Source organism: Pseudomonas sp. R2-7-07 (assembly GCF_003852355.1).
Classification (GTDB): Bacteria; Pseudomonadota; Gammaproteobacteria; order Pseudomonadales; family Pseudomonadaceae; genus Aquipseudomonas.
In genome coordinates this window covers 1,870,269-1,882,338 of sequence record NZ_CP027759.1, presented here as the reverse complement: position 1 = coordinate 1,882,338, position 12,070 = coordinate 1,870,269, and the positions used below count along the sequence as shown (strand labels likewise).

At 48.2% G+C, this 12,070-nt stretch carries 12 protein-coding genes and 1 pseudogene; all 13 read right to left on the bottom strand.

The window, feature by feature from the left end:
- Positions 1-9: 9 nt before the first annotated feature.
- The 13 genes and pseudogenes from C4J86_RS08585 to C4J86_RS08530 all read right to left on the bottom strand — a co-directional run bounded on the left by C4J86_RS08585 (position 10) and on the right by C4J86_RS08530 (position 11,987).
- Positions 10-699 carry a DapH/DapD/GlmU-related protein gene (locus tag C4J86_RS08585; RefSeq protein ID WP_124370092.1) on the bottom strand — a complete coding sequence of 230 codons (690 nt, stop codon included), beginning with the start codon at positions 697-699 and terminating at the stop codon, positions 10-12.
- Positions 699-1,574 carry a hypothetical protein gene (locus tag C4J86_RS08580; RefSeq protein ID WP_124370091.1) on the bottom strand — a complete coding sequence of 292 codons (876 nt, stop codon included), beginning with the start codon at positions 1,572-1,574 and terminating at the stop codon, positions 699-701. Before C4J86_RS08580 ends, C4J86_RS08585 begins: the two co-directional genes overlap by 1 nt.
- Positions 1,549-2,784 carry a hypothetical protein gene (locus tag C4J86_RS08575; protein ID WP_124370090.1) on the bottom strand — a complete coding sequence of 412 codons (1,236 nt, stop codon included), beginning with the start codon at positions 2,782-2,784 and terminating at the stop codon, positions 1,549-1,551. The genes C4J86_RS08580 and C4J86_RS08575 overlap by 26 nt, the downstream gene beginning before the upstream one ends.
- Entirely contained in the window at positions 2,781-4,229 is a 1,449-nt protein-coding gene (locus C4J86_RS08570; RefSeq protein WP_124370089.1) for a hypothetical protein, read from the bottom strand. The genes C4J86_RS08575 and C4J86_RS08570 overlap by 4 nt, the downstream gene beginning before the upstream one ends.
- 12 nt (positions 4,230-4,241) lie before the next feature.
- Entirely contained in the window at positions 4,242-5,501 is a 1,260-nt protein-coding gene (locus C4J86_RS08565; RefSeq protein WP_124370088.1) for an O-antigen translocase, read from the bottom strand.
- Position 5,502: 1 nt separating this feature from the next.
- Positions 5,503-6,633 carry a DegT/DnrJ/EryC1/StrS aminotransferase family protein gene (locus C4J86_RS08560; RefSeq protein WP_124370087.1) on the bottom strand — a complete coding sequence of 377 codons (1,131 nt, stop codon included), beginning with the start codon at positions 6,631-6,633 and terminating at the stop codon, positions 5,503-5,505.
- A 143-nt stretch (positions 6,634-6,776) separates the two neighbouring features.
- Positions 6,777-7,175: an FdtA/QdtA family cupin domain-containing protein gene (locus tag C4J86_RS27030; RefSeq protein WP_256657494.1), complete on the bottom strand. Its 399-nt coding sequence runs from the start codon at positions 7,173-7,175 to the stop codon at positions 6,777-6,779.
- Between the two features lie 21 nt (positions 7,176-7,196).
- Positions 7,197-7,754, bottom strand: a pseudogene (gene rfbC, locus C4J86_RS27025) (dTDP-4-dehydrorhamnose 3,5-epimerase); the annotation flags it as partial.
- A complete protein-coding gene (rfbA, locus tag C4J86_RS08550) occupies positions 7,754-8,644 on the bottom strand; it encodes a glucose-1-phosphate thymidylyltransferase RfbA (protein WP_124370085.1) in 891 nt (296 codons plus the stop codon). The pseudogene rfbC and the gene rfbA, both read right to left, overlap by 1 nt.
- 594 nt (positions 8,645-9,238) lie before the next feature.
- A complete protein-coding gene (locus C4J86_RS08545; protein ID WP_124370084.1) occupies positions 9,239-10,591 on the bottom strand; it encodes a Wzz/FepE/Etk N-terminal domain-containing protein in 1,353 nt (450 codons plus the stop codon).
- A 421-nt stretch (positions 10,592-11,012) separates the two neighbouring features.
- Complete coding sequence (locus C4J86_RS08540; RefSeq protein WP_124370083.1) at positions 11,013-11,249, bottom strand: lipopolysaccharide assembly protein LapA domain-containing protein; 237 nt, start codon at positions 11,247-11,249, stop codon at positions 11,013-11,015.
- Positions 11,250-11,273: 24 nt separating this feature from the next.
- Entirely contained in the window at positions 11,274-11,570 is a 297-nt protein-coding gene (gene ihfB / locus C4J86_RS08535) for an integration host factor subunit beta (RefSeq protein WP_003189779.1), read from the bottom strand.
- A 132-nt stretch (positions 11,571-11,702) separates the two neighbouring features.
- On the bottom strand, positions 11,703-11,987 hold the full coding sequence (locus tag C4J86_RS08530; RefSeq protein WP_124370082.1) for a hypothetical protein: 285 nt from the start codon (positions 11,985-11,987) through the stop codon (positions 11,703-11,705).
- Positions 11,988-12,070: the final 83 nt, after the last annotated feature.

Genomic DNA, 12,070 nt, shown 5'->3' with positions numbered 1-12,070 from the left:
CACATCCTTTTAGCAACGTTCTTTTATTCGTTTTGCAGGGACGCCCGCATAAATAGAGTTAGCGGCGTATCGTCCAGCCTTCAAAACGGCGCCAGCCGCGATTACACAACCATCCTCAACGAAAACTCCATCCAGTACGGTCACCTTAGCGCCTATCCAGCAGTTACTACCGATCTGGATTCCCAAACTATTTACTCCCTGCAGACGAATAGGCGTTGCAGGGTCAGAAAAATTATGATTCTCCGAATGAAACGATACATAGTTACCAATAATCGTGTCATCGCCTATGGTAATACCGCCAGCACAGCCCAGAAAGCTGCCACTGCCGATACCGACATTATTACCAATCGAGAGCCCTTCGCCCAATTTGTTCAGGCTGCCCGTGCACTCAATAGTAACATTTTTCTTCAAAGAAACCCCTTGCCCAAAGGTAATGCCTTTGACCGCCAAGGCATCAATAAAGCATCCATCATCGACTACAAGTCCCTTCCCCCCAAAGATCAATGATCGAGCCTTCACGGTAACGCGCTTGCCTACCAAGACGACCGAGAGCCGCCTGAAGGTTAAGAAACCATTGACCATCATGTAAGCTCTAGACAAAACGAAGTCAAAGAGATAACCGTCAGGTATACGCTTATCAATTTTTATACCGCGCTTTCTGATTTTTAAAGAAAGAAATTCAACGAATCCTATTAACATTATTTTTTCTCTGTAAAAGACGAAATATAGGAACGAAAAAACCCAGAATCCTTGTAAGAAATACTCTTGCGCAATGCGGAAATTATCAAATAGCCTTCCATCACACCGCGAAAAAAATAACTTTTTCGTTCGAAAATCACTCGAAAACCACGAATCATTTCCTGAAAACGAAAGACCGCACGCTCGGGACTGTCCGATGTGTGTTCAGACAGGTCATGTTGCAGTGCAGTATCAAGCACATAGAAGTGCGAATAATAAGACTCATACCTCACGAAGAACGCTGTGTCCGTGGCATAAAATTTAAGCCGCTCATCAAAAAGCGGCGCCATCCGCGCATAACAAGCTTTTGTGAATATGACCCCACTGTTAATGGCCAACTTATCAAGCGAGGTGTTCATACCACTGTCGACCGTCGTTGACAGGCGGCCAAAAAACCAGAAACGCTCGCCTGGACTGACCAGTTTCTCTCCTGAGTAAATTTTCGGCAGCATTACACCAAATACATCAGGCGACGATTTTGCTTCAAACTCAACGGCACTGACAATCGCGCCAACATAATTGGGCGCTGAGTAATCAGTATCATCATCCGAAATCACAAAATGCGTGGCTCCTGCTTCAAAGGCCTGCGCAGCAACACGATTATAAATATGAGGCAGCCCGTCGTTATTTCCTTCCAACCACGTTAAGTTTTCTCTAACTAAAGAGGGCGAACACTGTGGAGTGTTATTCCACACAAACACATCAACCTTAATCCCTTTTTCTTGAAAACTCTTAACACACGCTAGCAAAGTTGTTATAGCAATCGAATCCTCATAATGGCGCTTATAAAGAACAACCAATACCGAGAGCTTAATTTGTGCGATATTTTGAGTCATACATCACCACTACTATAACCAGCGTAAAAAGATACAAAACAACACTATTGGTATAGGACTGAAAGAAGAAACTGCTCAGGAAAAACGGGTAGCTGATAACCAGATAGTCGGCAACGCCTGCCATAAAGGCGCTTCCTCCCATACGTAGCTGTTGGGTGACCGTGACGATTTTTCCGTAAAACGCGATCAGCCCGATCATGACGGCGAGCCCTAGATAGCCAGCGGACGCGAGGAGATTCAACCAGAAGGAATCATACCAATGCGCCTGGCCCGGCCCGATAGCACCAAACCCCAGACCCAAAGGCATGGAGCTAAGCGATTCGAGTACCACATACCATTGCCTTATCCGATCAAGTGCGGACAAATCTTCGGTGTATCCTAACGCAAGATAGAGAAATATCGAGCAGGTAAAAAACAGAAAATAGCTATAGCCCAACACGCTAATGAATATTCTGCGCTTGAACAGTTGCAACACCGCTAGAAAGAACACGGCAGATATCATTCCGATAACAGCCGTACGAACGGAACCATAACAAATCAGCACCGCCGAAAACAAAGTCGCCAGAAGATAAGCTAGGAAGCTCAAATTATATTTCCGCTTCCTGACAGCCTGCACGAGCAGACAAACTGCGAATAGTGCAGTATTTAAAACAAATGCGTTGAATTCGAGGGTACCGGTAAAGAATCCTGACATCCGGGCGTTGCCTTCCCTCATGGAGTTGTACGCCTCTAATTCAAAACCTTTTTCTGCCAGTAAAGGCCAATACCAAAATTGTTCTGCATCACTGATGGTGAGATATTGATAAATGGCGTAACAACCAGAAATAAAAGTCATCATCACTAAGGTGGAAAATATTACACGAAGCTTTACTTCAAGTTTTAACTCCCGACATACCGCATTTACCATCAATGCGAAAAGAACAGGCATCGCAAAAGAGCGAAACATCCGAAATGAGCTATCAGAAAGCTCTCCGCACATCAAATAAAAAGCGATAAAAAATGCGAACACCAGTAACTGCTCGCTATACTTCCGCGGTATCGAACGGAGCGTTCCGGCCTCAAACACCACGAGCAACACTGTCAGCAGGATATAGAGCAATACCATCCCTTCACGCCAAGCCCCAAAAACAGACGGCGCGTGGAACGTTAAGATAATGTAATCCGAGAGCATGAGCAGAATAATAAAGAAACGCAGCCCTAGCGCTCTCATACCTTATCCGACCCTGCGCCTTTTCCTGCTAACCTTTTGAGCCTCAAAAGCGCTAGCTTAATTAGCATCTTCGTCCTCTGCATGACGCTCAACTCTCGCAATACAGCAAATAGAAAACGTTTATCGTAGCCGATCAACTTAGCGATCACCGCAGGTGGAACAGCTGACGTTATTTTCCCTGCTTGCTCATAAACGGCGATATCGCCTGTCCACGCTACATGCTGTTCCATTTCATTCGCACATAATATATTGTCATACAGGCATGCCAGGTAGCGCGACTTTACCGCGTCATAGCCATTTACTGCGTAAACTGATTCGATTACTAATTCATTGTTATCAGATTGAAGAATGCTCTCAATTAAATCATCTACACTCTTACTTTTAAGATTATCTGCAGGCGAATAGCCTTGTACCGGCGCACGGAGCCCCACACAGCGACGACCACTGACAAGTTGTTCGGCAAATGCAGTCCCCCCGGGTGTCGGATAGCTATCGACGTAAAAGTCAGCTTTCTCCAAAAGCTTTAAATAACTTGCATACGGCACGGACGACAAAATCTTAAAACGACGCCAATACTTGAGTTTTAGTGGCCACCACCAAATATTTGTATAAGGATTAGCTCCAACTATCCAGAATGTAGAGTTTTTGAACTCCGACAAAATCCTGTGAATTGTGGGCCGTGGATCATACCCTTTTACGGGTTTAAACTTAAACGGCGACGCTGCACTGAAGAAATGCAATGCATCATTCTTTCCAGGCAGACGATGCTTTTTCGGGACTAGCTGTGTACTCAGCGGGATACCCAGAAAGGATTTTTCCCCTGATATGCTCTTCTTCTTATCCCGATGCATGCCAAATGTACTGATTTCGAAGTACACATCCGCCACCGTGCTGCCATAGGTGAATACATGATCAGCGTGGTTTACAAAGAAAATCTTAGCACCTGTCATTTTTTTTATAATACGACAAGCAATGATGGTGACCATGTCGTCAGGATGGATATGTAAAACCACCCTCTTATATGATTTCAAACACTCTATAATTTCAACTATTTTTTGCAGCGCTGTCCCGGGTTGTACGACCGTGCACTCATTAAAAAAACTACGCGTACGCTCGACCGCCCTTTCATCACTTTGGCGGATCACCAGGAGGTCCGGCTTTTCCGAATGCATTGTAGAGAGCTGCTCCATCAACCGGGTATGACCTCCGATCAAAAAGGGCTCAGATATCAGATGAATGCAGTCCTTCAAAGCTACAGGGGCTTCGCCCTGTTGGACCTCGGTCATGCACCGCTCAGTTAATATATCCTCCAACTCGGGATCATCGTAAACGCCCTTATCAGCCGCCCAGAGTATAGCCCCGTAGATTTCAGCCAACTCGATACTCTTACTGATATCTTGTTGCGTTAAAATTAAATCGCGAATCGAGGATAACAAGCGGCTCATGGGCAAAAAACCTCAGACTGCATTATGTTGATTTAGCTTTCTATAAATAAGAAAGTACATGACAACCAAATAAAAACCGTAATTTACGGCATGAGCCCACGTCACACCAATTGGCCCACCGACCTTCGTCAATACTATCGTCAACACATAAAAGCTGAACGCAAAAACTACTTCTGTGACGATATACATCTTAACCATCGCCTTGCCCAGCATCAGATAGGCGAGTATCCAGCTCGCAATTTTCAGCGTATCACCCAACATCTGCCACGCGAAAAAGTCTCTCATTGGGCTGAATGCGTTTGTGAATAGCAGCCCGATGATAAAATCTCTCAAGAGATAGATCATCAAACCACAGAACATCGCAACAGGTAGGATTAACTTATACCCTTGTACGATCTCCTTCCTGATATCCTGCGGATCGACCAACTCTGATAACTTCGGCAAAAAGTACAAACCCAGCGTCGTTGTCACGAGCAGCAAATACGCCGTACTTAAACGCCACATAGCCTCCCAATAACCGGCCGTCTCCCAGCCAAATTCCGAACCAAGATAGTTCCGAACTAAAATATGGCTGACCGGCACACAGGCGGCTGTGGTAAGCGCCATGGCGGTAAATTTTGTCAGGTTTATGGCAATTTGCTTGTCCAACCGCCCCAGAAAGTTAGAAAACCGAAACCACGGCGTTCTATAGCAAAGCAGGCACGTCACGAAAAAGGCAATGGACTGGTAGAGCACCAAGGAAATCAGTGCGCCGTACAGCCCGTACTGCACAACCATGACAATAGTGACCAACAGGGAGAGGACGCTCCCCCCGATATTGGCCAAGATATATCGGTTGATTTCTTTTCTGCCATTGAGAATCGCGAGTAGCAAGGTGTTGAACGAGAAAAATACTACCGTAGCAGCGCACCAGATAAATACGCTGTAAAAAGACTCGTCATTAAAACACCACATGGCCAATGGTTTGCTGAAGCAAACAATCAAGACAGATGTTACGACTGACCCTACAAATGCAATCGTGCCCGCGGTGCGCCACACCCGGCGCTGGGCCTCCTCGTCGTCTTTATATTCAGCAGTGTATTTGGTCACCCCATTGCTAATGGCGCCTGTCGAAAACGTCGTAACCATTTGTACAGCGTTCTGAAACTGGCCTAACGCGGCATAACCAGACGGGCCCACATAAATGGCCAGCATTTTGTTGATACCCAACAAAGTGAGCATCTTGATAATGACCGCAATGCCGTTAAGGAAGCTTGTTCGAAGCAGCGTCATGTCAGGCGTCTACAGAAAAGCTATTGCAAGCTTCAACGACACGCCGAGCCTCTACGTCGCTCATCACTGGACTGATTGGCAAGCTCAAGACTTCCCGGTGGATACATTCGGTAATAGGGAACGACTTATTGTAAAAGTCGGACTGTGAATAAGCTTGTTGTTGATGAGGCGGGATGGGGTAATGAATTAGCGTTTGAACACCGGATTCCGCTAGGTGGCGCTGTAGCGCCTCCCGCATCTCGGATCGTACGACAAAAAGATGCCACACGTGGGAGGTATAATTCATCACATCAACGCTGGAATCCAATGGCAACTTAATTAAAGGATTCTTTATTCCTGCCATGTAAATAGCGGCCACGCGTCGACGAGCATCGGTCTGCGCCTGCAGATATTTCAGCTTTACGCTCAACATAGCGGCTTGAATTTCGTCCAGTCGGCTGTTCACGCCCTGCACGAGGTTCTTGTACTTCTCATGGGATCCATAGTTTCGTAAAGCCTGAATCATATTGACCAATTCGGCATCACTGGAGGTAATCGCACCTGCATCTCCAAGCGCCCCGAGGTTCTTGCCTGGGTAAAAACTGAAGCCGGATGCATCTCCCCAATTACCCGCACTCTTACCCGCCGCCTGTGCGCCGTGAGCTTGAGCAGAGTCTTCCAGGACGAGCAAATGTTCGCGCTTTGCGATTGCATGAATTGCAGGCATATCAGCCAACTGCCCATAGAGGTGAACAGGCATGATCAACCGAGTCTTGTCAGTCAACGCACGCTCGATGTTCTTAGGGCACAAATTATAGGTGTCTGGGTCAGGCTCAACCAAAACCGGTGTCAGGTCATTTTCGGTAACGGCCAGTAACGTCGCGATGTAAGTATTGGCTGGAACTATTACTTCATCGTGATCCTTGAGCTTTCCCAGCTCTTTCCAGGCGCGTATGGTCAAGGTCAATGCATCCAGACCGTTCGCCACGCCCACGGTGTGAAGCGCGCCTGTGTAGGCTGAGAACTCCTCCTCAAAGCGTTTAAGGCATTCGCCCTGAATATACCAACCTGAATCAATGACATGTGTCGCAGCTTCTATGAGCTCTTCACGATGAGCTTTGTTCAATGATTTTAGATCGAGAAATGGAATCATCAAAAAATACCTGACGTCGGTGCTTCGTTATTAGGTGCTTACAGGCACAGCCATTGCTGCACCCGATGCAAAGCTGTGGGCCGCGATCAGACCGCGCTGAAATGCCCGCTCGCTGATACTGGATCGCAGCACGCGCTGCTAAATCAAGTGTATCGTTTAACCGCACGGATGAAATCATCGTAGTTTCGCAGGTAGTCGCCCTCATCATAATGATTGCTTGCGAATACCAGAAGGACGCAATCTTCGCTAAAATCGTGCATCTCGCGCCAAATTAGCTTCTTAATGTGAATGGCCTTGTTCGGGGCGTCCAGCCATATTGATTCCTGCTTCAGACCATCGTCGATCAAGATTCGGCACTTACCCGATAAACAGATAATGTACTGTTCCAATCTGAAATGTGCATGCGAGCCCCTGCTGACGCCTGCCTTGGTGTTGAAAATATAATAGGCTCGCCTGACATCGAAAGGGATATCACGCCCTTGCTCCAAGGCAATCAGGCTGCCACGATCATCTCCAATTACTTGCAGCTCACTCGACGTCACATTGCCTGTCAGCGCTGAAACAAAGGAAATCACATCAGAGAGTAACGGAGCGTCGTTATCTTTCTGGCTGATAATCAACCCTTCTGTTACTGGCCATTGGATACCAATGTCGGGATCGCTCCAGTTAATCGATTGCTCGCAGGCCTTGGAGTAGGTATCCGTGGTCTTGTAGAGGAACTCAGTGTTGTCTTCCAAGGCTAAGAAACCATGAGCAAAGCCTTCTGGAATCCAAAGCATCCGGCCATTGCTTGCTGACAGCTCGACGCCCACCCATTGACCAAATGTTTCCGAGCCCTTCCTTATATCAACCGCCACATCATAGGCGCTGCCTGCGGTAACTCGCACAAGCTTGCCCTGGGCATGGGGATCATCCTGAAAATGAAGCCCCCTCAACACATGCTTTTTTGAGTAGGAATGATTGTCCTGCACAAACGGGCGCGGAATCGGGTGACCTAACGCAGCGAGTTGCTTATGAAACAACGGCTCATTGAAACTTTCCATAAACCATCCACGCTCATCCGTGAACACTCTGGGTTCAATAATGACCACGCCGGCCAACTGGGTCTCTATAAACTTCATTAGCTCTTATGCTCTATCAAAATATTGCGCAGGTATTGCCCATAGCCTGTTTTACTCAAGTGCTGCACTTGTACGGCCAGCTGTTCGGGTGTAATCCAGCCTGCATGAAAAGCGATTTCTTCGAGGCAAGCCACTTTCAAGCCCTGCCTATGCTCAATGGTATGTACAAACTGGCTCGCCTCTAGCAGCGACTCATGGGTTCCTGTGTCCAACCAAGCAAAGCCTCGGCCCAACATTTCGACACTCAAGCTTTGCTGCTCAAGATAAGCACGGTTTACATCGGTAATTTCAAGCTCACCACGTGAAGAAGGGCGGATGCTTTTTGCAATTTCCACGACTTGGTTGTCATAAAAGTACAGCCCGGTGACGGCATAGTTTGACTTTGGTTTGACGGGTTTCTCTTCGATACTGAGCACACGCCCAGTATGGTCAAACTCAACCACACCAAAGCGTTCTGGATCCGACACGTGATAACCAAACACAGTTGCACCGGACGCCTGCGACATGGCAGATCGTAGATTGTCGGAAAAGTGCTGACCATAGAAAATGTTGTCGCCCAGGATCAGGCATATAGGGTCTTTGCCAATAAACTCCTCACCGATGATGAATGCCTGCGCCAAGCCATCGGGGGTCGGCTGTTCCGCATAGCTCAATTGCACGCCGTATTGGCTGCCGCTACCCAGTAATTTCTTAAATCCTGGCAAGTCATCAGGGGTAGAGATAATCAAAATTTCACGAATACCTGCCAGCATCAGCACCGATAGCGGGTAGAAGATCATCGGCTTGTCGTAGATGGGGAGCATTTGTTTAGACACCCCCAGCGTCAATGGGTAGAGGCGGGTACCCGTGCCCCCGGCAAGAATGATCCCCTTACGCTTCAACATTGTCATATCTAAAACACGTCCTTAACGTTCACATCCCCCACCATTCGGACAGAGGTTTACTTGATTAATACCGGCAAAACGCCTACTCATCCAAAATCTGTCGCTGACATCTCGAGAGGGCGTTGGACCACTGCACGTCTCCCATATTCGTCGCAGTGGCGGCTTCGGTTGAGCCTGATACCTAGCCAAGGCGAGTGTCTATTTCCTGTCCGGGCAGCCCTTTGGATAAAAGCCTTGCCTCTCTGCACTGACCCAGCATTCCAGGGAGCTACAAAGGAGATGATGATACAGCCCTCACCCTCCAATTCAAAAACGAACCGTGAAAAGACTTCAACGGATTCGAGGCTGCACACAGCGATATCAATAAGCCATTTCGTGGCGAAATTTCACCTCAAAATGCTGTGAACTCAAAAATCACATCAAGGGCGACAAGCGCCGCGCATAGCGACATAACGAAGAAAACCGGCGCCCCACTCCACCCAGGGTTTAGAGCTTCAAGTTGATATTTGAAGAGATGCCCGGCAACCTCAAAACCCGGGATCAATAATGAGCCATGATCCATGCACGATCACGGCCTGCTGGATGCGCTGGAGAACAGGATTACAGCGTCGCCTTCTCGTGCAACGACTTGCCTGCGGCGTTAGAAAGCAGCGCAGTAACCTCTTGCTCCTTGGCGCGTCGACCTAGGAGGACAAGATGCCTGATCAATGCAGCTAGAACGCCCAGCATCCCTCCCGCTAAAACGCCGACGGCCAATATCAAGATTTTTTTAGGATTTACGGGGCTTAATGGCTCAAGCGCTTTGCGATCTATCGTTACCAGCTTCATGTTGCTGATGTCGAGATTACCTAGGTTTTTCAGGCGCACAACCTCGGCTCTCAGGGGCTCAACCCCTGAAAGAAAGAGATCTTCATTCTGGCGCTGTTTCAATACCTCAATCTCACGGTTACTCTGCAACAACTGCAATTCACGAGCGATTTGGGCAATTCGGCCTTCAGTAAAATCATCAGACTTGCGCTGCAACAGCGCCGTACGTTCAGCCGATAACGCTTCTACGCCCATAAAATAAAGCGGTATCTGCTGATTGTTAACCTCTGTTCGCATCACGCTGCTATTTTCACGGGAACCGGCACTTTTTTCACCCAGTGCGGAAGGTGTCGTCGGTTTCTCAATTCCGAGAGATTTTGCAATCGCGATTGCCTCGCCCAATTGCGCAATGCGGTCTTGGCGAGCAGTTTTGATTTGCTGACGCAGCGCTTTTAGCTCGTCCTGCAGCTGCGCTCGCTTGAGATTATCAGCCTCCAGAAGCGTCGCGATTCGCGCGTCCTTGTTAGTCTGGTAGCTTGACCGAGCAGCTTCAATTTTGCCTTCCAGCTCTGTTAGACGATTTTTAACAATTACTCTGAGATCAGCAGCAATCTGTTCACGCTCAGCATCAATTGCGTACTCAACGAATTTATTAAGCACGCTGACGCCATCAATACCCTTTGGATAATTGAGCCCTAAGCCTATGTACGCGCTCAGAGAGTCTGATTTTTTCGGATCGGGAAGGACCAACTTGAGAGAGTCACGATTAAAGGCGTCAAAGCTTTGTTCAAGCGTACGTCCAGGACGCTCGAAAGGCTTAAACAATGCCTGATTAGCCCTGAAAAAATTGAGTCGAGTTTCATAGGACTCTAAGGATGCACCTACTTTGACGAGCGCATCCGCTGGTGATAATTGATAGACTTCAGAACGATTCAATGCATCCAGCTCATTAATAGCAGCCGGACGTAAAACACTACTTACTTGGTATTCAGGAGTTGCAGTGAAAGCATAGGCCGCCGCAGCCAATGCCACCCCAACGGTAACAAATAAAACAAGGGCTTTCTGCTGCCACACGGCCTGAAAAACTGCGGTAATGCCAATTTCACCGTACGGGGGCGTAGAGGGGGCGCGGAAGCTACTACTCACAACAAAAACCTGCCTTCAAAGAGAAACTGCGGGCTCGTTATGCAGACAATTTGCGTGTTTTTATTCTAATTGGATGACCGCCAAAACCCAGCGTCTCTGCCAGATTTTGAGCGCACAAAATGACCGTTATCGAGAACAGATTCCATTTTGCCATCTCTTTGGCATATTACAAGACTTGACACGTCTGTAAGAAAAGTCCTAATCAGCCAATAAAATAGCTCATTTTTTGGCGCCACAGGAGTCAGACGTCAGCAGATTTGAATAGGTAAGACAGCACTCAGTCGGAAATGCTGGGCCTAGCCTTAACAGGGTGGCTAATCGATGTGATCCAGCAATGTAAAAAAGGCGCTACAGAGTAAATTTTATCTGACAGACGGTCGCATAAAATACTCTCTGAAGCTGTGGAAATGCACCCGATCTCCTACTCTCTCGGCGCAGTCCTAACACGCCGGCCACGCACAAAAACACCGAGCAACGGCCCAATCAACATCCCCACAATCAACCCCACCACTACAAACACCGCCACCGGCATCTGCGCAGTACTCCACCCCAGGAACAACAGCACAACACCCTGCTGATTCTCGAGCACAAACGCCAACACCACCAGCGCAGCAACCAGCACCGCTAACACTGAAACAACGCGCTTAACCCCACGCATAACCATCTCCTACTCCAAAAACACTCAGACGCCCTCTTCCTCTTCTTCGTTCACCCGATCGCGCAATTCCTTGCCCGGTTTGAAGTGGGGTACGAATTTGCCGTCGAGGCTGACGGATTGGCCGGTCTTTGGGTTGCGGCCTACGCGCGGGGCGCGGTAGTGGAGGGAGAAGCTGCCGAAGCCGCGGATTTCGATGCGATCTCCGGTGGCAAGGCATTGGGACATTTGTTCAAGCATGGTCTTGATAGCCAGCTCCACATCCTTGGATGAGAGCAGCCCTTGATGGGTGACAATTCGTTCGATCAACTCCGACTTCGTCATATTTTTCCCTTCTTTTTCAAGCAGCTAGGAAAAGCGCTTCGAAGGTTTTAGCATGACTTGATGAATTTGAACAGCCCGTATATCAACTTATCTGCCGCTTAAATAAACGCTCGCGATGAGCACATGGAAACCTCAATTGCAGATTACCAACATGGTGCGCGTTACTGCGCCGGCGGGATTCCAACCAAACGGATAGTCGCCCTCTTCATCCGCCGCATCACTGGAACGGGTGAGGACTTTGTAGCCCTGCATTTTGCATTCACGAGCAGCGCGTTTTTCGCACTTCTCCCATTTATTGCCCAGACCAGAGCAGTCGATCTCAATACCGCTGACGCCGCGCTTGGCATGGGTCCTGGCGCTGGTGCTGGAGCAGCCGGCCAGTATGACTAATGCAAGCACTACGAGAATCCTGTTCATTCAAACCCTTATCGAATCAGTAACACGGAATATCTTTAAAAGACTATAGCCAGTTCTGACCGCAGGCTGAATGCCTTGGTTCG

What these genes read in the sequence shown, in the direction of transcription:
- rfbA (WP_124370085.1), bottom strand. Translation starts at nt 8,644, where the DNA reads ATGACAATGTTGAAGCGTAAGGGGATCATTCTTGCCGGGGGCACGGGT.
- C4J86_RS08560 (WP_124370087.1), bottom strand. Translation starts at nt 6,633, where the DNA reads ATGATTCCATTTCTCGATCTAAAATCATTGAACAAAGCTCATCGTGAA.
- C4J86_RS08580 (WP_124370091.1), bottom strand. Translation starts at nt 1,574, where the DNA reads ATGACTCAAAATATCGCACAAATTAAGCTCTCGGTATTGGTTGTTCTT.
- C4J86_RS08570 (WP_124370089.1), bottom strand. Translation starts at nt 4,229, where the DNA reads ATGAGCCGCTTGTTATCCTCGATTCGCGATTTAATTTTAACGCAACAA.
- C4J86_RS08530 (WP_124370082.1), bottom strand. Translation starts at nt 11,987, where the DNA reads ATGAACAGGATTCTCGTAGTGCTTGCATTAGTCATACTGGCCGGCTGC.
- C4J86_RS08565 (WP_124370088.1), bottom strand. Translation starts at nt 5,501, where the DNA reads ATGACGCTGCTTCGAACAAGCTTCCTTAACGGCATTGCGGTCATTATC.
- ihfB (WP_003189779.1), bottom strand. Translation starts at nt 11,570, where the DNA reads ATGACGAAGTCGGAGTTGATCGAACGAATTGTCACCCATCAAGGGCTG.
- C4J86_RS08575 (WP_124370090.1), bottom strand. Translation starts at nt 2,784, where the DNA reads ATGAGAGCGCTAGGGCTGCGTTTCTTTATTATTCTGCTCATGCTCTCG.
- C4J86_RS08585 (WP_124370092.1), bottom strand. Translation starts at nt 699, where the DNA reads ATGTTAATAGGATTCGTTGAATTTCTTTCTTTAAAAATCAGAAAGCGC.
- C4J86_RS08540 (WP_124370083.1), bottom strand. Translation starts at nt 11,249, where the DNA reads ATGCGTGGGGTTAAGCGCGTTGTTTCAGTGTTAGCGGTGCTGGTTGCT.